16 protein-coding genes are annotated in these 23,717 nt (G+C 34.2%); 10 read left to right on the top strand and 6 right to left on the bottom strand.

Annotated elements, in window-relative coordinates; translation table 11 throughout:
- Window positions 1-8: 8 nt before the first annotated feature.
- From DK441_RS11500 to DK441_RS11490, 3 genes are all read left to right on the top strand, one after another.
- Complete coding sequence (locus DK441_RS11500) at window positions 9-545, top strand: helix-turn-helix domain-containing protein (RefSeq protein WP_109098856.1); 537 nt, start codon at window positions 9-11, stop codon at window positions 543-545.
- A 129-nt stretch (window positions 546-674) separates the two neighbouring features.
- Entirely contained in the window at window positions 675-2,345 is a 1,671-nt protein-coding gene (locus tag DK441_RS11495) for a serine hydrolase (protein WP_109098855.1), read from the top strand.
- Between the two features lie 161 nt (window positions 2,346-2,506).
- A complete protein-coding gene (locus tag DK441_RS11490; protein ID WP_109098854.1) occupies window positions 2,507-2,935 on the top strand; it encodes a hypothetical protein in 429 nt (142 codons plus the stop codon).
- Between the two features lie 49 nt (window positions 2,936-2,984).
- Here the strand turns inward: DK441_RS11490 and DK441_RS11485 are convergent, their stop codons facing one another.
- Window positions 2,985-4,040 carry an endonuclease gene (locus DK441_RS11485; RefSeq protein WP_109098853.1) on the bottom strand — a complete coding sequence of 352 codons (1,056 nt, stop codon included), beginning with the start codon at window positions 4,038-4,040 and terminating at the stop codon, window positions 2,985-2,987.
- A 243-nt stretch (window positions 4,041-4,283) separates the two neighbouring features.
- Here DK441_RS11485 and DK441_RS11480 point away from each other — a divergent pair, with 243 nt between their 5' ends.
- The 4 genes from DK441_RS11480 to DK441_RS11465 all read left to right on the top strand — a co-directional run bounded on the left by DK441_RS11480 (window position 4,284) and on the right by DK441_RS11465 (window position 10,541).
- Window positions 4,284-7,172 carry a TonB-dependent receptor gene (locus tag DK441_RS11480; protein ID WP_109098852.1) on the top strand — a complete coding sequence of 963 codons (2,889 nt, stop codon included), beginning with the start codon at window positions 4,284-4,286 and terminating at the stop codon, window positions 7,170-7,172.
- 83 nt (window positions 7,173-7,255) lie between these two features.
- The gene (locus DK441_RS11475; RefSeq protein WP_160112060.1) at window positions 7,256-8,650 is read left to right on the top strand and encodes a DUF5689 domain-containing protein; all 1,395 of its coding nucleotides are present in this window, start codon (window positions 7,256-7,258) and stop codon (window positions 8,648-8,650) included.
- A 74-nt stretch (window positions 8,651-8,724) separates the two neighbouring features.
- Window positions 8,725-9,255: a transposase gene (locus DK441_RS11470; protein ID WP_109098850.1), complete on the top strand. Its 531-nt coding sequence runs from the start codon at window positions 8,725-8,727 to the stop codon at window positions 9,253-9,255.
- Between the two features lie 206 nt (window positions 9,256-9,461).
- Window positions 9,462-10,541: a methyltransferase domain-containing protein gene (locus DK441_RS11465; RefSeq protein WP_109098849.1), complete on the top strand. Its 1,080-nt coding sequence runs from the start codon at window positions 9,462-9,464 to the stop codon at window positions 10,539-10,541.
- 178 nt (window positions 10,542-10,719) lie between these two features.
- Here DK441_RS11465 and DK441_RS11460 read toward each other — a convergent pair whose 3' ends face one another.
- Together DK441_RS11460 and DK441_RS11455 are read right to left on the bottom strand one after the other, a co-directional pair.
- Window positions 10,720-11,559: a M57 family metalloprotease gene (locus DK441_RS11460; protein ID WP_109098848.1), complete on the bottom strand. Its 840-nt coding sequence runs from the start codon at window positions 11,557-11,559 to the stop codon at window positions 10,720-10,722.
- A gap of 123 nt (window positions 11,560-11,682) precedes the next feature.
- Complete coding sequence (locus DK441_RS11455) at window positions 11,683-12,519, bottom strand: M57 family metalloprotease (RefSeq protein WP_109098847.1); 837 nt, start codon at window positions 12,517-12,519, stop codon at window positions 11,683-11,685.
- 814 nt (window positions 12,520-13,333) lie between these two features.
- On the opposite strand from DK441_RS11455, the gene DK441_RS11450 reads away from it, so the two are divergent.
- Window positions 13,334-14,731, top strand: coding sequence for a metallophosphoesterase (locus tag DK441_RS11450; protein WP_109098846.1), 1,398 nt, complete (start codon window positions 13,334-13,336; stop codon window positions 14,729-14,731).
- Window positions 14,732-14,826: 95 nt separating this feature from the next.
- Here the strand turns inward: DK441_RS11450 and DK441_RS11445 are convergent, their stop codons facing one another.
- Window positions 14,827-19,437, bottom strand: a complete 4,611-nt coding sequence (locus DK441_RS11445) for a DUF5689 domain-containing protein (protein WP_109098845.1) — start codon at window positions 19,435-19,437, stop codon at window positions 14,827-14,829.
- Between the two features lie 353 nt (window positions 19,438-19,790).
- Here DK441_RS11445 and DK441_RS11440 point away from each other — a divergent pair, with 353 nt between their 5' ends.
- Complete coding sequence (locus tag DK441_RS11440; protein WP_109098844.1) at window positions 19,791-20,540, top strand: hypothetical protein; 750 nt, start codon at window positions 19,791-19,793, stop codon at window positions 20,538-20,540.
- A 204-nt stretch (window positions 20,541-20,744) separates the two neighbouring features.
- Here DK441_RS11440 and DK441_RS11435 read toward each other — a convergent pair whose 3' ends face one another.
- Window positions 20,745-21,224, bottom strand: coding sequence for a hypothetical protein (locus DK441_RS11435; RefSeq protein ID WP_109098843.1), 480 nt, complete (start codon window positions 21,222-21,224; stop codon window positions 20,745-20,747).
- 151 nt (window positions 21,225-21,375) lie between these two features.
- Window positions 21,376-22,347, bottom strand: a complete 972-nt coding sequence (locus DK441_RS11430) for an endonuclease (RefSeq protein ID WP_109098842.1) — start codon at window positions 22,345-22,347, stop codon at window positions 21,376-21,378.
- 122 nt (window positions 22,348-22,469) lie between these two features.
- On the opposite strand from DK441_RS11430, the gene hflX reads away from it, so the two are divergent.
- The gene (gene hflX / locus DK441_RS11425) at window positions 22,470-23,678 is read left to right on the top strand and encodes a GTPase HflX (protein ID WP_109098841.1); all 1,209 of its coding nucleotides are present in this window, start codon (window positions 22,470-22,472) and stop codon (window positions 23,676-23,678) included.
- Window positions 23,679-23,717 lie beyond the last annotated feature (39 nt).

Here is a 23,717-nt window from a genome sequence, read left to right as displayed (position 1 = left end):
TCATAGATATGTCAAGGTTAGTAGCATATAGAGAGAAACTTAATTTAACGCAACAAGAACTTTCGAAAAAGTCTGGAATCTCTGTACGAACTATTCAACGAATTGAGTCTGGAATAGACCCAAAAGGATATACATTGAAAGCCCTGGCTAAGGCTCTGAATGTAGACGAAATAGATTTGCTTAATAAAGACAACCTCACTGTCGAACCCAATTATAACTTGATCAATATAATTAATCTTTCTTCTTTAATCGTTGTTTTTATTCCTGTTGTATGTTTTCTTATACCCTTAGTAATAACACTTATCAAAAAACAATTGAATGCATTAACAAAACAGATAATAACTATTCAAATACTTTGGTCTGTAGCAATGATTGTGGTATACATAATCGGAAGCATTATCAACTTAGGAGAATTAGGGCGTGATATTGCAGTAGCATTCCTCTTACTTCTAATGCTTGCAAATGCTTTGATTATCTTAAGAAACAGTATCGAGCTAAATAAAAAAAACAAGCTTTATTTTAACTTAAAGTTTAGTATCATATAGTTTTCTTGAATATTGACGGCTATTGACAGGTTTTTGGCGTGTTTTTGGCAAGTCGTTTTCTTCAGCTTTCTTTCTTTAATTATTGATTTTTGTCTTTCTCATCTTACAGAACAAAATATTTATAATTCTATGAAAATAAAAAAGTATCCTTCCATCGTGTTTATCATATTCTTATCCGTTTTTAATAGTTTTGGTCAGCACACTCAAAAAATAGATAGCCTGTTTACTTCCTGGAATTTTCCTAATCACCCAGGGGGTTCGATAATGGTAGTAAAGAATAACAAAACTATATTCTCAAAAGCCTACGGTTTAGCAAGTATAGAGTATAATGTAACTAACTCAACGAATACTCTTTTCAATATAGGTTCAATATCAAAACAGTTTACAGCAATGGGGATAGTATTGCTGGAAGAGCAAAATAAACTCTCTTTTGAAGATGATGTAAGAAAACACCTCCCAGAACTTCCTGATTTTGGAGAAACTATTACCATTCGTCATTTACTACATCATACAAGCGGATTAAGAGATCTACATGGTTTACTTGGGCTAGCCGGATGGAGAAGAAATGATTTAGAAACAAACGAAGATCTCTATAGAATTATTAAAAATCAGAAAGAACTCAATTTTAAGCCTGGAGAAGAGTTTTTGTACTGCAATACAGGATATATACTTTTAGCTCAAATTATTGAAAGAAAAAGTAAATCATCATTCAATGATTGGATGAAGAAAAATATATTTGATCCCTTAGGTATGAAAAACACCTATGTAGAGGATCAATATGACCGGGTTGTTGCAAATAATACAACATCATACTATTCTCAGAAGGAGTTTAAACGAGCTATAGAAAGTTGGGGATATTTTGGATCTGGAAACATGCATTCAACTACAAAAAATATTAACCTATGGCTACACAATTTTATAAACCCTAGAGAAAAATGGGTAACAGCTTTTAATAAACTACTATCCACTACACCGCTTAACAATGGGTATAAGACTAATTACGGTTTTGGAGTTCGAATAGAAAACCATCTTGAAAAGAAAATGATTCAACACGGAGGAGCTGTTGGTGGGTTTAGAGCGGTTGCCAGAGTTTATCCAGAAGAACAACTTCAAATCGTAATTCTATCTAATTTTTCAAAAAGTAATATTGGATCTAAGATTGACAAGATTGCTAAGATTATTTTTGAAAGTAATGAAAAAACACAGTTAAAAAGTATAACTAAAAAACCTCAGATTTCTAACCAATTTATCAGACTATCTAATAAAAAACTGAAACAGTTTGAAGGTATTTATTGGAGTGATATAGAAAAAATTGGCCGCAAAGTTTATGTAAAAAATGATACATTACGATATTCAAGTTCAGAAACAAGTGAATGGCCTTTGGTTGCAATAGGTAAGAATACTTTCGAAATGTTACTACGCCAATACGAAAATCCTATTGTTAAATTTGATGGCGGTACACATCAAATGATTATAACATTTTCAAATGGATCACCTGGAATTTTTGAATTTCTTCAAAGTAATCAACAGCAGAACACCAATGATCTTACTGCGCTTGTTGGAGATTATTACAGTTCAGAATTAAAAACCACATACTCAATTTTACTGAAAGAATCCGATATTTATTGTGAACATATAAGGCACGGAAAAATTAAAATCAAGCAGTTATATAACAATATCTTCTCTGGGGGTTGGCCCATCGGTATCATTGAAATAGAAAGGGATAAAGAAGGAAAAGTTAATGGTTTACGTATGTCAAATGGTCGAACCAGGAATGTTTGGTTTAAAAAAGTGATTTAGTTTGAAAAATTGGTAAACCTATTGATATCGAAGTGATAAAATAATTACTTGCTACTGCATATTTTTATGGTAATAACAAGACTTGATTATAAGGGGGTATGCCGAGTCCAGTTTAATTTTCTTATTTTTGAACTCACTTAACCTAAAAATCAAGAATCGAAATGAAAAAACTTGTGTATGTCGTTGCCTATATCCTTGCCCTGGGATTTGCAGCATGTGGAAGCGATGATGATGTAGATTGTGTTAAAGCTAATGTCGACTTATCAGAAGCCGCAGTAGTATATAGCCAAAACATTGGTTCTACAGAAGCTTGTACTGCATATAAAACAGCAATAGAAGTAGTTTTAAATAATGGTTGTGCTCCCGATGATGAAACCATTAAAGTGTATGAAGAGCAATTAAAAATATTAGGAGATTGTAAGTTTGGAGGACAAACTTGCCTGAATTGTACTAATAATGATATTACTCTACGGGTATGTAGAGGAGAAAACGGAAATGCATTTATACAAGAATTTCGTCAAGGAGTATTAACTCCTAGAGATACAGGTGTTCCTTTTGAAAAATATGTAGAACTTTCAGATTGTAAATAATTTGATAGCATCTTTATAAAAAAACAGATAAAAAGGTGATCATTTTTGATCACCTTTTTTGTTTAATAAGATATATGTATACCGGAAAATGATCACTATACCCTCCTGTATACGCATTATTAGCATAACTGCGAAAAGGGTATCCTTTATACTTACCTGTTGGTGTAATCAAATATTCTGGATTAAATACTCCAGCTTTATAATACCGATAAGAAGAATAATCGGTATCTAAAAAACTTTTAGAAATAATAATTTGATCAAACAAACTCCATTGATCTCTCCATGCAAGAGATCCCAACCCTTTTTCTGCCAATTTTGACATAGGATTGTAAAGCCCTTTTATTTCAATATTTTTTCTATGTTGTTTTGCTTTCAGTATTTTTTTTACACTCGAGTCATTAGGGTTATCATTAAGATCTCCCATTGTGATAATTTTTGCATATGGATCTGTAGCGAATATAGAATCCATTATCTTTTTATTTAGTGCTGCTGCTTTTTCTCTTTTATATCTACTTCTAGCTTCTCCTCCTCTTCTTGATGGCCAATGATTTACAATAATATAGATTAGATCCCCATCCAGATAACCACTCACCAACAACTGATCTCTTGTAAACACTCGTTTATCAGTATTTTTGTCGTAAATTATTAATTCATGCTTATTGTAGTTTTTCACTTTAAACAATGTATTTTGATAGAGTAAAGCCACATCTATACCTCTTCTATCCGGTGAGTCAAAATGCACAATACCATAATCTTTAGATCTTAGATTTGGGTCATTAACAAGATCTTCGAGCACTTTTCTGTTTTCTATTTCTGCAACACCTAAAAGAGCAGGAGAGTTGATAGCTAAACCTTTGCCTATTTCAGAGATTGTTCGGGCCATATTTTTTACCTTATGTATATACAGTTTATAGGTCCAATGATCTTTTCCTTTAGGAGTTCTGTCATCGTCAAAAGTTATAGGGTCATCTTCGGGATCAAAGAGATTTTCGAGATTATAAAACGCTATAGTATGGATCACATACTCCTTTTTTTCTTGTGCACAAAGAAATGAGGTGAATAATAAAATGAAAACAAGTGTTACGCAGATATCTTTTGAAAACATAAGATTGCTTTTTGTGAGACCTCGCAGGCTTGTGTTGAATTTGATGCAACATCCTGATACGGTCTAGGGTTAATGCCCCAGGCTTGTCTCGAGATTATCCCGGAGCGAATATTATTTATAAATCAATTACAAATATTGGGTTTTCCAGTTTCGAAAAATGAAACTGGGATATTTTATACTTGCTCTTTACTAATATGAAACTCAGTATCATTTTGAGTTATTCAACTCTATATATCACATACTATGAACTATACTCTTTTCAATTCAAAATATAATATATTACTACTGTTCTTTTGCAGTGTTTTAAGCGTATATGCCCAACAAACTGGGCTAAAAGGAAAAATTATTGATGCCATTTCTGGTGCAAATCTTGAAAAAGTTACAGTATCTATTAAAAAAACAAAAGTTAGGGTGCTTACTACTACTTTTGGTGAATTTGATTTTAGAGACACCAAACTTCCTTTGGGGGAGCAAGTACTTATTTTATCGAAACAAGGATATATAACCAAACGTTTTCCTATTATAATTAGTGAAGGAAATGTTCTGGATCTTAAAAAAATAGACTTACAATTTGATTTTAATACAGAACAACGACAAATAGGTACGATTAGCCTTTCGGATCATGAATTGGATGAAGATAATGATATATATTTTAGTGTTTCGGGATTACTTCAATCTACCCGAGATGTATTTCTTACTGCTGCAGCATTTGATTTTAGCTCAACTTTTTTTCGTCCCAGAGGTTTAGGAAATGAGAACGGAAAAATCCTGATCAATGGGATCGAAATGAACAAATTTTTTAATGGAAGACCACAATGGAGCAATTGGGGAGGATTAAATGATGTACAACATAATCAGGAATTCTCACTAGGGATTTCAGAGAATGACTATACATTTGGAGATCTTTCAGGAACTTCTAACATCATTATGAGAGCTTCTAAGTACCGCAAAGGAGGCAAAATATCTTATGCTATTTCTAACCGTAGTTACCAGGGGAGAGTAATAGGAACGTATAATTCTGGGGTTACAGCAAAAGGATGGGCCTTCTCTGTATCCTTATCCAGAAGATATGGAAAAGAAGGTTTTGTTGAAGGAACCTTATACGACTCAAATTCATTTTTTGTTTCAATTGAAAAAAAATTAGGGAAGAAACACAGCTTAAATCTAACGGGTTTTTATACTCCAAATCGTAGAGGAAGATCTACAGCAATTACAGATGAAGTATTTAATCTTAAAGGAAACAAATATAACCCTAACTGGGGACACCTAAACGGAGAAATAAGGAACTCTAAAGAGCGAAAAATAGAAGAACCAGTCTTTATGTTAAACCATTATTGGAGCATATCAAAACACACACATTTACAAACTAATATAGCTTTTCAAACTGGTAAAATTGCTAATAGTAGAATAGATAATGGAGGAAGTGATTTAATAATCGGTCCAAATGGGCAACAAACCTATATTGGAGGAGGAAGAAGCGCAAACACCAATCCTGTGCATCCGGATAATATGCCAAGTTCTTTTTTAGAAGGTCCTAATCCGACTCCTCTGGATTATCAAAATGCTTTTTTGGCACAACAACACCTCATTAATAATGGGCAATTAAACTGGGGTGATATATTACAAACCAATCAACAAAATGCGCAAAAAGGTAATAACTCAACATATATCTTATATGAGGATAGAACAGATGACGCCTTGTTGAGTGGCAATATGATATTAAATAGTCAATTCAATACATACATTACATTAAATGGGGCGATTGGATACAAGAATTTAAAGAGTCAAAATTTTGCTGAGGTAACAGATCTTTTGGGTGGTCCTGGTTTTCTGGATGTTGATGTATTTGCATTATCTTCAACAGGATTAACTTCTTCAGAATTAGCCAATAGAGCGCAGAGTGATTTACGCAACCCGAACCGTATTGTGGGAGTAGGAGGTCGTTATGATTATAATTATGAGATTAAGGCCTCTGCGATTAATGGATTTCTTCAAGGACAATTTAAGTTGAAAAGAGTTAATTTCTTTTTAGGTGGAACAATTTCGCAAACATTATATCAAAGAAATGGTTTGTTTGAAAATGGATATTTTCCTGGAAACGATTCCTTTGGAAAAAGTGAAGCTTTAAGTTTTATGAATTATGGAGTAAAAGGAGGGGCTACCATTGCGATCAACGGGCATCATTTTATTAAACTACAAAGTGTCTATTTCAATAAACCACCTACAATTCGTAACGCTTTTGCAAATGCAAGATATAATAATAGCACCATAGCAAAATTAATAGGAGAAGATCAGGAAAGTGAAAAAATCCAATCTGTAGATGGTAGTTATATATTTCGTTCTTCCAAGATCAAAGCCAGATTAACAGGATATTATTCTAAGATTTTGGATGCTACGAATATTTCTTTCTTTTTTACCGAAGCTATTTCAGGATCAAATGTGGGGTTTGTTCAGGAAATACTTACCGACACAGATAAACGATATATCGGAGGAGAATTTGGGATTGAATACCAGATCACCCCCACTATTAAAATTAAAGGAGCAGCGGCAGTTGGTAGTTTTGTATTTGATAATGATCCAGACTTAGTCTTAACCAGTACTAGTGAAGCATTTTCAGATATTGAAGGAATACAAAGTCTCGGAAAATCAGCATTAAAAGGATATCATATTGCAGGAGGACCTCAACGGGCAGGACAATTAGGTTTTGAGTATCGTGACCCAGATTTTTGGTGGTTTGGGGCTACCACCAATTATTTTTCTAATGCTTATATTAACATAAGCCCTTTTGCAAGAACCGCGAATTTTTATCAAGATACAGATGGGCTACCTTTTAATGATTATGATGAGGATGTTGCAAAACAACTTTTACAACAAGAGCAGTTTAAAGACTACTTTCTTGTAAATGCTATTGGTGGTAAATCCTGGAGAATCAAGAAATACTACATTGGTTTTTTTGCTTCTATAAATAATATTCTTGATCAAGAATATAAAACAGGAGGATTTGAACAAGCCAGAAATGCAAATTACCGATTGGCTTTAGAAGAATTACAACGTGATACTCCTGTTTATGGGTCAAAGTACTTTTATGGGTATGGCACTTCCTACTACCTTAATGTATATGTAAGATTTTAGTTTCAAACCTCACAGGTCTCTAAGACCTGTGAGGTCTACTATCATAATAAGAACAATAAACACAACAAAAAATATAATATAAAATGAACACAAAGAATTTTTTTTGGATTTTAATTGTATCATGTACAATTATGGCTTGCTCACCAGAAGATGAATTTAAAATATCTCCGGTTACCATAGACGAACCACAAATTGAAGGTACACTAATTACAATTGACGCAATACTCGGTATTCTGGGACAAAAACTTGTAGAAGATGGAGAAAATGCTAAAGTAGTTTTTGAAGATACTAACAATTTTATCCAGGGTTACGTAGTATCCAGTGATAAAGCCAGTAATTTTTATAAAGAATTGGTGCTTCAGGATAAACATACTAATCCTTCTGCAGGTATTCGGGTATTAATAGATGATAATCCATTATTTACTACCTATGAATTTGGACGTAAAGTATATATCAAACTAGATGGTTTGTCTCTTGGGATAGAAAATGGGATTCCAACTCTTGGAATTTCAGAAGGAAATACTATTGGTGCAATCCCTTCTTTTTTTATAGAAGAAGTTGTGATAAGGTCTACAGAAACGGCTGCCATAACTCCGCTAGAAATCACAATTGAAGATTTTACCGATAAGCTGGTAAACGTATACATCAAAGTAAACAATATTCAGTTTACTAAAAATCTGGTTTTAGAAGATAACACCTTTACTTTTGCAGCAGAAAATTATGATAAGTTTGATGGAGAACGTATTGTAGAGAGTTGTGCAACAGGAAGAAACACGATAATTAGCACGAGTACTTTTTCAGACTTTAAAGGCCTTAAACTACCAAGTCAACAAGGAAGTTTTGAAGGAATATTAACTAAAAACTTTTTAGGAAACACATATAACTTAGTACTTAATGATCCGCGAGGGTTAGTATTTGATAATGAAACGAGATGTGACCCTACAGTTTTAGAATGCCCGGCAATTTCTGAAGGAGTTATGATATTATTTGAAGAAGATTTTACTGATCTCAAAATTGGTGACCTAGAAGATTCTGGATGGATGAATAGTAATATCACAGGAGGAAAGTTAAAATATAAGATAGGTAATTTTGGTGAAAATCAATATGCACAAATAACAGGATATAGGTCAAAAGAAAGTTTATATGAAGTATGGTTTATTACTCCTGATATCGATATAAGCACCTCAACAGATGAGGTTTTACATTTTGATCTTCAGGCGGGATATGATAACGGAAATATTCTTGAGGTTTTTGCGGCCGATAATTTTACAGGGGACCCCACAACTACATCTTGGATAAAGCTTGATGCTATGATCCCAAGAGGGCCATTAAACGCTTTTGGCAATTCTACACCTGCAGGGCCTATTGGGTTATCTTGTTTGGAGGGAACCATTCGTATAGGTTTTCGATATATTGGTGGTGACCCCAGAGCCACTACACGATACCATATTGATGATATAAAAATTACTGGAAAATAAGATGTAATGATCAAGACCTAATCAGACCTCACAGGTCTCTAAGACCTGTGAGGTCTAAATTAAAAAATAGAAAAATGAAATACGAACCATTAGTACCTGATACTTATTTTCATATATACAATAGAGGAAACAATAAAGAAGATATTTTTAAAGAAGAGCGCAACTATACGTACTTTTTGAGCCTTCTTGAGAAGTATTGTAACGATATCTGCGAAGTTTATGCATATTGCTTACTGAAGAATCATTTTCATTTAGTAATTAAGACAAATACCGATGTTGAAGGAAAGCTGATTTCACAGAAATTTTCGAATATGTTTAATACCTATGCTAAAGCGATCAACAAAGCTTATGATAGAAATGGAAGTTTGTTCAAAGATAGATTTTCAAGAAAGAAAATAGATAATGAAATATATTTGAAACAACTTATCATCTATGTACATTTAAATCCAGAACACCACAGGATGGCTTCAGATTTCAGAGCATATCCATTCTCTTCATATCAAAGTTTTTTATCTTCTAAACATTCCAAGCTCAGTAGAGAGTTTATACTCTCTTTGTTTGGTGACATATCTAATTTTGAGTATGCACACTTAATGGAAAAGTAAAAATTGAAGAACGTTATACTTTAGAATAGATTAGTTAAAATATAGTTATTACAGACCTCACAGGTCTCTAAGACCTATGAGGTCTGATTAAAGATAATTTTTGTAAACGGTTGAATTCTATTCAGGTACACTATTATTTTTTTTCATATTCTTTTGTCGTTAGCTTTTAGCGAAGCGTTGTATTTTGCATAAAAAAAGCAGAAATAATGGCTAGTATAGAAATCCGTCATTTAAAACTTATTGATACTGTTGCAGAAGTAGGAACCTTAAAAAATGCAGCAGAAAAACTTTTTCTTACACAATCGGCATTAAGTCATCAACTTAAAGAATTAGAATCTCGCTTAGGTACCCAAATCTTTTATAGAGTTAATAATCAATTGGTGTTTACTACGCCTGGTAAAGAGTTGCGAGATGCCAGTAAAGAAATACTCGAACGCTTGAAACAGGCAGAAAGTACTATCCAGGAAATAAATCAAGATCACATGAAGAATTATATTCATGGATATTCTCAGGAAGAAACAACTCGATTAAATGACCAGGCTAATTCTATTGCAGAGCTTTTACATTGGGACTCAAAATGGAAAAAAGGCTCTCTAATTCTTGAAGCTGGTTGTGGCGTTGGGGCACAAACCAAAATTATAGCAAAAAAGAACTTAGATTCGACTTTTGTTTCTGTAGATCTGTCTACTGCCTCATTAGAAAAAGCAGAGGAATCAATCAAAGAGCACGACATCAAGAATGTAGAATTTAAGGTTGCCGATTTGTTAAACTTACCTTTTAAAGATGATCATTTTGATCACATTTTTGTTTGCTTTGTTTTAGAACATATGTCCCACCCAAAAGAAGCTATGCAGGAACTAAAGAGAGTTCTTAAACCCGGGGGAACACTTATGATAATTGAAGGAGATCATGGTTCTGCATATTTTTACCCAGATAGTCTATGTGCGCAAAAAGTGGTCCAGGCACAAGTAACTTTACAACAACAAAAAGGAGGGAATGCTAATATTGGCAGAGCGCTATATCCGTTGTTACTTGATTCGGGATTTAAGAATATCACTATTTCTCCCAGGCAGGTATATGTTGATGATTCTAAACCCGAATTACTAGATGGGTTTATTAAAAATACTTTTACCGCTATGGTAAAAGGAGTTACAGAAGAAGCACTAGCAAAGAAAATTATTAGCAAAGAAGAAATGAACAGGGGTATTAATGATTTGTATAAGACTGCCGAAGGAGGAGGCGCATTTTGTTATACTTTTTTTAAAGGAATAGCGATTAAAGATTAGTGTTTTAGGTCATTAAACTTCTTATCTATTCAGATAGAATTAGTAGTTAAGCTATAATCTTGGTGTTAGATAGGAGCCGAATCTAAAATCCTTCATAATGGATTTGTTTATATGTTTTACCTCGACTCTTCTGTGCCAGATTATAGCTTATTATTTTTCGGTCATAAGAATATTCTCATTAGTATAATATATTTAATGCCAGAATATCAGTAGCTGTTAATTCACCATCTGCAGAAGTACTAAAACAGGCTAACATAACAGAATCTGTATATGGGGACCAAGGAGTTCCCGGTATCCAAATAGGTGCAGGTCCGGCAGGCACAGGACCAGTATACCCGCAACTCTGAAGGTTATACCAATCTTGATGAGCTAGTCCTATGGCATGTCCTATTTCATGAGTCATTACATGCTCTACCACATTAGTACTAAAACTATTTGTGCCGGCATTAATTTGGATATACTTACCGGGTCTACCCGCTGCGTTAGGGATTGAAGCTGCACCACCACCACCTGGTTGATTATTATTATAAACTACCATATCTGCCGAACTAAAATCAGTACCAAAGGTTAATCTGAAACGTAGTGAATTACCTAAGCTATTATAGTTATTTACAGCCCATCGCAAACCTGTTTGCATTTTACTAGTGAGAGCATATCCAGAACCCGTATACCCAAGGATATCAATAACCCTATAAGGTGGTGATACTATGTATTGAAACCGGAATTGCTTTTGGTTAGTTATTTTAGGTTTTAATTTGCTATAATTTTTTAAATCAAGTACAGGGATTAAAATATCTCCTGAAACCAAATACTTTTTTTTGGTTCCGTCTAAGGTGGTAATATCTTTAAGAACAACATTATCTGTGTTTATAAACATGGCAGATAACTTCTCAAGTTGTGCTTTTGTAGGCTTCAAAATTACATGTTCGGGTATTTCATTAGCAACCTCATTTTTATCACAAGACCAAAAAAATCCAGCAATAATAATGCAAAATACTAATAGTTTAAACTTTTCCATTTTGTTTTAGTTTTAAGAATATTTAAGTCGTTTAATTTTTCAAAATTTCTGAATGGTATCTGTTATGATAAATCTCCAGAGTTTTGCTCTGGAGATTTATTGTTATCTCTCAAAAGAATACCATTAGTATAGTATATTTAATGCTGTTTTATCTGTAGGAGTTAATTCTCCATCTTCTCCAGCACCAAAACATGCCAACATAATAGAATCTGCATTGGGAGACCAAGGAGTTCCCGGTATCCAAATAGCAGTAGACTCGGCAGGTAGAGTGCCAGTATATCCGCAACTTTGACGGTTATACCAATCTTGATGTCTGAATCCAATACAGTGTCCAATCTCATGACCGATTACATGTTCATTTACATTAGTACTATATGCATCTGTTCCTGCTCTGATTCTAACCCATTTGTATGGTTTTCCTGCGGGAGTAGGAAATCCAGCTATTCCACCTGCAGCTCCTGCGATTTTATAAACTACAATATCTGCAGCCGCAACATTAGTACCATAACTAAGCGTAAAATTAAGGGTGTTGGGTAACACATTATAGTTGAAAACCGCCCATGATAAAGCTGTTTTCATCTTAGGAGTTAATGCAAAACCGCCCCCTGTATACCCAAGAATCTTAATATTTCTATTGGGTGGAGATACTAGGTTGGGTGTTCGGTATTGTTTACTATCATCATCACGAGACTCTAGTTCCGGATATTTGTTTAAATCTGCTATTGGAACTGTAATATCTCCTGAAACCAAGTGTTTTGCAGAAGAACCGTCTAAAAAGGTAAAATCTTCAATCGTAACATTATCAGTATTCACCCCCATATTATGCAACTTCTCGAGTTGTGCTTTTGTGGGTTCTATTTTTACCTGTTCTGGTGCTTCATTTGTAACTTCATCTTTTTGGCAAGACGAAATAAATCCAGCAATAATAGCGCAAAGCGCTAATAATTTCCATTTTTTCATTTTGATTTAGTTTTAAGATTATTAAATAAGTTAGTTTTTGAAGCCTACAAGGATTCATGAGATCATTCTTTTAGAAACAGTTACTTTCGGCGCCAGGTATATTTTTGTTTCTTACCTATTGGATGGTTTTGTCCTAATGATACTATAATCATTGTGGGATTCTAACCATTAGAGTGGAGTAGTATCAAATAAAGAAATATTTAATCTCTATTGATTTCAATTTTAAAAGTATTCAAATCTATCTACCTATAAAAACACATAATAGCATTCTTAATATTACTAAATTATAATTTATTGATTATCAATTATTTAACTTTGATGTTCAGGAAAATCACTATATAAAAATGGGTTAATTAACTATATATAGACTAGTCATAAACTCTGGATAAAAACAGGTATTTGGATGTTTTTTTTTGGGAGAATCAGTAATGTTATATTTCTGAAAAACAATGTGTTATATATGTTTTGAAAAAAAAAGGTAAATAGTAAAAAGACCGAATCTAATAATTAAGCTTTTTTGATCTATTATAATTTCAGGAGGTTTTCTCGAAAACCTCCTTCTAATTAAATTATTTTCTTTACATTTAAATAAAATTGCCTCATAATCAAGATTTTACAGGATTTTGTTATGAGGTTTTTATAGTAGAAAACTACTTGATACTACTCCGCAACAATATCTGGTGAGCACCTCTCTTGATCAGATGTTTTAGTATTTGAATATCTCATATTATACCTCGTTAAACCCTGATTAGATTTTTAGTATCTCTTCTGGGTTATTAAACTTTTCATTAATACTATCTAAAACAAAACTAAAATGGAATCTTCACAAAAAACATTAGAACAGATCCAAAAAGAATTGCAAGAGGCCGTACAAAAAGGAGTTGTAGTAGAAACTCATTTCTGGGTTACTTTTCAGAAATCAGAAGACCTTCTTATTCAATTAATGAACACTGAAACACCACCTCCGCCGCTACCTCCTGGCGCCGACGAGAGTATTGAATTTGGATGGGTCTTGTATTACCTAAACAACAAGGCGCCTTCTTGGTTAAAGCCTATTTTGAAATTTTTAAAAATGCCTGCTTCAAAAATCACAACTAAAGAATGGGATCATTGGTGGACAATTTGGGAAGGCGAAGGCAAATTAACAGGCGATGGTTCTCTGGTCTCTACAGCCAAGTATGCCGAATTGGATATGGGTGACCCAAAAGGAACAGGGTGGCCATTGGCAATACTCAATTTTTTATACTATCGATTTTTCCCTAAAAAAATACATCCATTTGTTCATAATGATCCTCCAACTACAATTAAAATAACCCCTTCTTCCCAACCGTCATTAAAAATTGCATTATTTGGAGATTGGGGAACAGGAAAATACAAGGATGGAAATTTACCAGATAGCCCATCGCAAATGGTGATGCAACAAATTGCGAAACAGACCCCGGATATTATGATTCACCTGGGAGATGTATATTATGCAGGTCTTGAATCTGAAGAACAAAATAATTTATTAAACTGTTGGAAACCTGCTCCTCTTGGCAACTTTACTCTTAATTCTAATCACGAAATGTATGATGGTGCAAATGGTTTATATAAAACAGCACTTGCATCTTCAGTTTTTGAGAAGCAAAAAGGAGGAACCTATTTTTCTATTACCTATGGAGATTGGGTAATTATAGGTCTGGATTCTGCTTATAATGCAACAGATATGTATATGGATGGAGTAATCAATGATACATATCAATCAGGACCAGAAGGATTTATAGCTACACAGTCTAAGGGTAAAAAAATAATACTGCTTACTCACCATAACCCAATGGATGTACAAGGAAAGTATACAAATTCGTTATGGAATGATGTTGTTAAAGATTCTCTTATGGGAAGACATCCCGAAGTGTGGTATTGGGGTCATATTCATAATGGAGTCGTATATAACAATACTGCGGCAAGCCGCTCTACTTTAGCTAGGTGCCTGGGGCATTCTGGCATTCCATTTGGTAATGCAGAATGGTTAGAGGGTAACCATAATGGGAATATTAGTACCATTGATTATTATGCCCATACTCCATTAGAGAACCCTTCTCCAAATAACAAATTAAGAGTGAAAAATGGATTTGCTATTTTAGAGATAAAAGATGGAAAATTAACAGAAACCTGGTATGATCAGGATGGAACTCTTTCATGGACATCAAAGGCTCCAGAATTATCATATTAGACGATATATATTATTATAAAAGATAAGTTTTGACCCTTATAAATGAAAAACCCTGCAAAGTCATCTTTGCAGGGTTGATATTTTGTTTTTGACAATTATTTCTTAATTATCTTTTGGGTTATATTAAGTTTTCCATTTGTACTAGAAGCATGTACTACATAAAACCCTTTTGTATAACGATTCATATCGATTGATAATTTAGATTGTCCGACATTAAGTTGTATCGTTTGAGTATATACCGTTTTACCTGTTACATCGGTAATTGTGATATCTACATCTCCTTCAACCAGAGTTTTAAAATCTATAGATAACTGATTTTTAAATGGGTTTGGAGAAACAAAAATACTTGTTTCTTCTAACCCGAAATCTTTGGTGAGTAACTCACTTTCCAGAGCAGTGGGGTTTTCTGCATAGACCATGGTATTTTTTGTAGCGATACGCTCACCATTCTCAAGACATACAATAGCATCTAGATCATAGCCATCTGCAAACCAAGGAAAATTAGCTTTATCACTTGTATCCACAACTTTGATATATTTTGCAGAACGTAAGTTACCTGTTGCAAGATCAAATTCTCCATCCTGGCAAGTTGTTCCTAAAGAAACAAACTCGATACCATCTTGTGAAGCAAAGACTTCTGCCGATTCTGGATAGTAATTACAAGGGATGTTATCAAAGAATCCTGTAGATTCGAATACTGCGAATTCATTGGTATCAGCATTATCAAAAATTTCGTTGTTTAGTTCTATGGTGATCGATCCACCAAACCCTAAACTCACAAAATTAAAATACCTTTTTTCTCTGGGAGTTCCTAAGGCACGCTTAGTCTTGCTTCTAAGTCGGGATATTCTTCCACCATCTTTTCTCTTGCCTTGATTAAAGGCTACTACAGATGCACCCGAACAATCATTGTTTACAAATTCTGGTTCTAGCAAGAATCGCGCAGAAACAGGCAAGTGATCTGATGTAGTGAATGCATAATCATTATCATATACGTCGTAATGAACAGTTACAGAATTCTCGATATAGGCCTCATTAAGTTCATTGGTTACCATAATATGATCAATCATATTTTCTCTAAAAACGAATGATCGCAATCCTGCTTCGCTTAATGCAGAAGATACAATCGTGTAATTAGCAGTGTCATCTACATATTCCTGAAAACTAGAAATGGTTGATGGGGTGTCTGCTACAGTCTCATCTACATCGTCATTATAATCTCCCAAAAGAATAACCTTATTGTTTACAAAATTAGCATCTAGCGAATCTTTTAATACTTCTACATCATATTTACGCATATCATATCGATTTTGAGGACCATTGCTACTATTTGCTCTGGCATGTAATGCGATCAAATCAATACGTTCTGTAACTCCATTAATAGTTACATCTGCAGTCATTAAAAAAGGCAATCTTCCACTAGCGTAGAAACGATCTGTTTCGCTAGGATAATCTACAAGTGCAGATGCATCACCACCATTGTATAGGGGATGAATAGATGTAAACATTGCTCTTGTTTCGACCACAGAAACGGTTTCAGTATTATAAATAAATCCTACTTTTTGTGATACTCCTCCAGAACCGGGGCGAGAAACAGCATCAGATAAAATATACTCATAACCAGGTAACAGGTTTACTAATTCTTCAAACAATACATCATCGGCAATTTCTTCTACGGCATATACATCTGCTTTTAGCTTTTTAAGTACTGTAGCGGTACTATCTCTTTGAATTTCATCAGACATTGGGTTTTGACCTACAGGTGAGTTGTTTTCATCACCAAACCATTCGATATTCCAGGTTACTACATCAAAAGTATCTTCTTTAGGAAAGCCTACTGTATCTCCTGGAGGAATAAATTCTACCGCACAAGGAATATCTGAAGCTTGCCTTGGAAGTAACTGGAAGAATTCTCTAAAACGACCTATCACACCTGTGATTTCTGTGCAAGTAACAGGCTGTGCTTTACCTACTATAGAAGCTACATCATTATCAACACGTAGTTCTCCATTTCCACTAGCATCGGTAAGAGTGAAGTTAGAGTTACCGAATAAAAGATCTCCCGGATTAGGGAATGTAGTATTAAGTACTCGAACTAATTCTCCTGGATGATCTGCAAGCTCTGCAAGTGTAATGTCTAGTGGTATAATTGGATTTTGAGGGAGACCATTATTTACTACATCTGTTACAGAACTGATCTGAATCTGATCGTTGAAAGCAGCTCTGATCCCTGTTATGGTAATAGAATCACCAACTTTTAAAGCAGCATTAGCTTGCACCTGATCATCAAAAACAGCGATACCACCAGTGGCATCTTGTATAAATGCAGGACCATTAAAACTATCGGTAACGGTTAATACTCCGGCAATAGTAACTGGTGTACCCTCGGCGGTTGCCCTTGCTTCTGCAATACTGATCGGATCACCAGGTGTTACTATTACACCATCGTTATCTGCTCCTGGTGTTGGAGCTTTAGCAACATACGAAGTAGTATTTCGAGCCCCTCCTTGTCCATTAGGACTTCGTTGTAAGGATTCTCCGTCTTTGTTTCCGTTTGAATTTTCGTTTACCTGTGGCTGATCTGTATTTAGAAGTACCAATAATTCTACATCATCAGCATCATCAGTATCATATACAATAGCATCAATGATGTTTTCGGTAGTAACCGCTGTTCCGTTAGGGAAACTTGTCGCATCACCAAAATATAAGACTACAGCATCAGCACCATTCTGGAATGTATTTCCGGGAACAACAAGACCTACATTAGCAACATCTGCATTACCAATAACAAAATACCCTTCTGCATTGGTAGTAAAACCATCTAAATCAATGGCATTGTAACTGGTATTATTACTTCCGTTATAATTTACCAATACGTAACCATTAAGTGAGGTATTTCCGGCTCCACCATCATAGAGTTCAACAAATTCTAAAGCATCAGAACCTTGAGTATCTGCATCCAGCTCGTTAATAATAAGGTTAACTATTTCTGTTGCATTTGTATTTGCACTTCCTGGTGTAGGAATTGCCTGTGTATATGTTGAGGTATTTCTTAATCCTCCAGATCCATTAGGAAAACGTTGTAAAGAATGGAAGTTCTTATCATTTTTCTCGTCTTCATTTATTTGTGACTCACCACTATTTAGTAACACCAATAGTTCTGTATCATCACTATCATTGGTATCGTATACAATTGCATCTACTAGATTTTCTGTTGTAACAACGCTTCCGTTAGGAAAATTAGAGGCTGCAGTTTTATAAAGTGCTACGGCATCGGCTCCATTTTGTAACCCATTACCAGGAAATGTAATCCCAACATTAGCAACATCTGCATTACCAATAACAAAATATCCATTAGTATTTGTGGTAGAACCTGTTAAATCATAGGCAGCATAACTTTGATTATTAGATCCGTTAAAGAATACTAATGTGTATCCATCCAGAGATGTGTTTCCGGCCCCACCATCAAACAGCTCTACAAATTCTAAAACATCAGATCCATCGGTATCTGCATCAATTTCATTAATTACTATAACGGCTGTAGGATCAACATCATCAATAACTACATTTTCTCGATTAGGCGTATTAACAGCTTCTCCCGGTTCTGCTATAACTGTAGGGAAACTCGGCAATCCACTTCCATCAAAATCATTTCTTTTCCAATCGGTAATAGCATCGGTATCTTGACCATTCGGAAATCTTGATGCTCCTCCTACAGTAAATGAGCTACCATCAAAAGATTGTAGTAAGGTAACATTGGCATAGTTAAGATCAGATGCACCACCATCGTTAACTCCAACATCATCAATACGTTCTTCCCAGGGAGTGATATCAAAAACACCATCGTCATCGGTATCAAGGTCTTGTCCTAAACTACCCGTAAAATTCTTTACCAAGAGGAGAGTGACTGTACCATTTTCGTATACATTACTACCAAAAGTAGTAGTGAAATATCCATTAACATCTGTAGTACCTAATTGTATTACCTCGTCAATAACTCCAGATGCATTGCTATCTCCTTCAATTTCTAGCAACCAATATTCGCTTAAATCTGTTTCTATACCAGCTAATATTTCTACAAATTCGTCTGTATCTGATCCGGTATGATTAAATACAAACTCGTTAATCATGGGTATGATAACGGGTGTTCCTAAAACCTGATTAATATTTACGGCACCATATGAGTTGGTTGTAGATATTTCCCACGTAAATTCTGTTGCCGATGTTCCTGTTCCTGCTAGTTGTAAAGAAGCTCCAACGGGAGTGCTACTGGATTCTGACACACCTATATCGGTACTTGTTAATCCAGATGCAGGGCCATTTGTTGCTGTAATAACACCTTCATAGCTTAAAAACTGAACAACTGCATTGTTGTTATCAATTACTGCGATCCCATCGGGGGCACCATTTTGTAATCCATTGGCAGGAAGAATCTCTACTATCGTTCCGAAACCATTTTGTTGATCAGGAATCACTCCCGAAATAGAAATAGTATTATAAACGGTACTATTTGACCCGTTATACAAAACAATACTCCAACCAGAAAGATCTGTTCCTGCTGGTCCGGCAATTTCGATAGCTTCTTCTACATCTGTACTTGCATTGTCGTAGTGTATTTCATTAATAAATACGGATTGAGTAAACCCATTCTGAGCCCCAAAAAGGCAGGAGATGACGAATGGAATTAAGAGTAATTTTAATTTCATGACTATTAGTTTATTTGTGTGATTTTTTGCGTAATGCAAGTTAGGGGATTAGAATGATTATTGTTGGGCAGAGATGTTAAAAAAAGTTTAAGAAAAACAAGTTTTTTTTTCTAATTATATACTAATCAATGAGTTGTTTAAGAGGGCTATAGTTTTCTTAATTATAGAGTATCACTTAGACTCCATGATTTTGCCGTAAATGAGTAGGTAAAGATTACAAACTATCAATTGAAATTTATTTTTGATCAATTCAAAATTACGGACTATCAACTACGGTTCATAAAATAGGATACTTGAGTTTACATTTGCTGCATAATAGATAAATATTTTATAACTAAACTTTTAAAAACAAGATGAAAACAGTACTAAAACTTAAAAAATACATGTTTGTAGCAGTATGTATTTTGATGACCGCTTCTTGCGAAAAATCTACAGTAGATGCAGAGGTCGTAAATGCTAATGAGAAAGAAGGTTTTATGAGTACGACAGGGAACAGTAATGTTATTATAACAGATGATCAATCAGAAGCAATACAACCAATAATTCATATGAGTTTTAGTGCTGAAACGAGTAAATCAGAAGCATTAGCCAAATTTGATGAAGCTATTGCAAAATATCATAGTAAAAATAATAATGAAAACAAAGGGTCAGTCTTTTCTGGTCCCACTAAACCATGGTATTATAGAGTGACTACTATAACAGGTACATATGAAGATTCTGGTTCTAATCATTGTGGTACCGATGGATCCGTAAGGCTTGATGTTGGTTTTCTTACTGATGCTGGAGAAATAGTTAAACATAATATGAAATTGGACAACCCAGGAAATGATAGAGAAGAAGGTGCTTTTGATTACTATTATCTAGGATTGAATCTACCATATGATATTAAGTGGATAGAGATTAATGCAGCTTTAATTAGATTAAAAGGAACAGATGGTTGGTTCTTAAAAGAGATTGGTATATCCTCTACTGGGGATGAGGACTATGTAAGTTTGACTTCAAGGCCTAGATTATGGTTAGACAGTAGTGCAAATAATCTTTGGGATAGTTTCCATACTGATGACCATGAAACTACGAACAAATCAGGGAGATACGATTTTTAATCAATCCATAGAATTTCACGACAACTCTGCTCTGTCATGGTTTTTTTATTATCCTAACCAAAAGAAAACTCTAGATGGTCGAGGAATAAAAAAAAATTAAGAAATGCAAGTGTTTATACGTATAAACACGAAAGACATCTGGATAGATATCTATCCAGATGTTCTTATAAAATAGGTGTAGAAGTTACAATGTAAGTACCGTGTTTAATTATGTACTAAGATTGTTTTCCATTTTTTGCTGTAGTGTACATTTGTATTTTTATTATACATCTGAAACCCAATTCTCCAAAAGACAGTGTTATTATTTCCATGTTTTGGAAATTTGGCTGTTACTGTACTAGGTTGGTTACTGTACGTTTTTTTATGTACCCAAGCACCGCCAGACCATACTTGAAAACGTACTTTGAATCGTCTTAAACCACTCGGAACAGCATTTTGTTCTGCCTGAGTTAAAACATAACTATACGTCTCATTTTCATAGGTATTAATATTTGTATCCCCATAAATTCCAGGAAGCAATCCAGGAAGTATTATTCCTTTAGCATCTTGATTCTCTACAATTTCGACTTCGTTTTTTTCTAATACCAATGTTTCATCGGTTTCAGAAAGATCAGATTTGCTGCAGGAAAACATTAGAAGTCCTGCACATAAAAAAATTAGATTTTTAAAATTTTGTGTTTTCATATTTAAAATTATTGGTTTATTTGGCGAATATAGACAGAGGTTAAAATAGAAAAGTCCGAATAGTTTGAATTTCAAACTATTCGGACTTTTTTTAGGTCTTTTACCCTTTTTATCAGGGGTAAAAGACTTTTAATAAGGTAAATAATACCTTCTATATATTGTGTCTTAACCGTATATAGACAGGAAAATGATCACTATATCCTCCTTTATATTTTCCTCCTGCATAAGTCCTAAAAGGAGTGCCCTTGTAGCGACCTTTGTAGATTTTTAGGAAGTCATCATCAAAGATGGCAGCATTAGAAAAACTATGCTTTCCTTTTTCATATTGATGAAAGTTATGACTAAAGATTATTTGGTCAAACAGATTCCACTGGCTTCTGTAGTTGGTACTACCTCTGTATCGAGTGAGGAGGCGTTCCATTGGATTAAAAAGATCTTGCTGCATCAAATTTTTAATACTCTCGCTAAAAGGGTCATCATTAAAATCCCCCATAATGATAATTTTTGCATTAGGATTTTGATCAGTAATCTGGTTGATGATTTCACGGTTTTTTTCTGCAGCAACAATACGTTTATAAGCAGTACCTTCTGCACCATCTCTTCTCGACGGCCAATGGTTTATTAAGATATGCACTTCTTCTTGATTTAAAGCACCGGTTACCCATAAAATATCGCGAGTATAATCTCGTTCTCCCATTTCATTATTTACCAAAACAGTAATAGTTTTAGAGTCTTTTACTTCAAAATATTGTTTTTGATATAGTAATCCTACATCAATACCTCGTTCATCCGGAGAATCATAATGCACAAGACCATACTCTTTTTGTTTTAAATGTTTAGAGTTAATAAGATCTTTGAGAACTGTTTTATTTTCTACTTCTGCAACACCAACCAAAACAGGAGCCTTTCTTGTTTTTGAAAATCCAATATTCGAAATGGCAGTACCAAGTTTGAATATTTTTTTTTCATATCGTTTTCGATTCCATTTTTTTTCAGAATCAGGTAAGAAATCATTGTCTAAGGTTTTTGGATCATCTTTGGTGTCGAATAAATTCTCTAGGTTATAAAATGCTATGGTAAAGTGATTTGTGTTTTTTTTGCTGAAATAAAATTTATTGGCCATCGCATTTAATTTTATAAGAAACCAGCTATAATGTTGGTTCCCGAGTACATAAATGTTGTACTTTTGTACATTTGTTTAAAGGCACAATATAATAAATTAAGATATAGAAGATTAGGTAGCTAATGTTAGAAAGAGAAGAAATAGCATACGAGAAAACAGTTTTGATAGGAATAATAACCAAAAACCAAGATGAAGAGAAGCTTGAAGAGTTTTTGGATGAATTAGAATTTCTTACGTATACAGCTGGAGGTGAAGTGGTAAAACGATTTACCCAAAAGATGGATATGCCTAATTCTAAAACGTTTATAGGATCGGGAAAAATGGAGGATGTACGAATTTATGTAGAACAACATGATATTGGTACTGTCGTTTTTGATGATGAATTATCCCCAGGTCAACTTCGTAATATAGAGCGTATTCTAAAGGCTAAAATTATAGATCGGACCAATTTAATCCTTGATATTTTTGCCCAACGTGCTCAAACCAGCTATGCCCGTACACAGGTAGAGTTGGCGCAGTATCAATATTTATTACCTAGATTAACGGGATTGTGGACTCACTTAGAAAGGCAGCGTGGTGGTATCGGGATGCGAGGCCCGGGAGAAACAGAGATCGAGACAGACCGTCGTATTGTTAGAGATCGGATTTCTTTGCTTAAAAAGAAACTGCTTACCATCGATAAGCAAATGGCAACACAGCGCGGTAATCGAGGAAAACTGGTTAGAGTAGCTTTAGTAGGATATACCAATGTAGGTAAATCTACATTGATGAATGTTATTGCCAAAAGTGAGGTTTTTGCAGAAAATAAACTTTTTGCTACCTTGGACACTACAGTAAGAAAAGTAGTTATTGGTAACCTTCCATTTTTACTTAGTGACACTGTAGGTTTTATTAGAAAACTACCTACCCAACTTGTAGAGAGCTTTAAAAGTACATTAGACGAAGTAAGAGAAGCCGATTTATTATTACATGTCGTAGATATTTCTCATCCACAGTTCGAAGATCATATCGAATCGGTGAATAAAATTCTTGATGAAATTGATTGTAGAGATAAACCTACTATGATGGTTTTTAATAAAATTGATGCTTATCAACATGAAACAATAGATAGTGATGATTTAACTACAGAAAGAACCAAAGCTCATTATACTCTAGAAGAATGGAAACAAACCTGGATGAGTAGAATAGGAGATAATGCCTTATTTATTTCTGCTATCAAGAAAGAGAATATTGATGATTTTAGAAAACGAGTATATAAAGAAACACGAAATATACATGTAACTCGTTTCCCTTATAATAACTTTTTATATCCTGAGATTATCGAAGAATAAGAGAATGTTTAATTACAATGTGAACTGAAAATCAGTGGT

The organism is Aquimarina sp. AU58, from assembly GCF_900312745.1.
Classification (GTDB): Bacteria; Bacteroidota; Bacteroidia; order Flavobacteriales; family Flavobacteriaceae; genus Aquimarina; species Aquimarina spinulae.
This window is presented reverse-complemented; position numbering and strand designations above follow the sequence as displayed.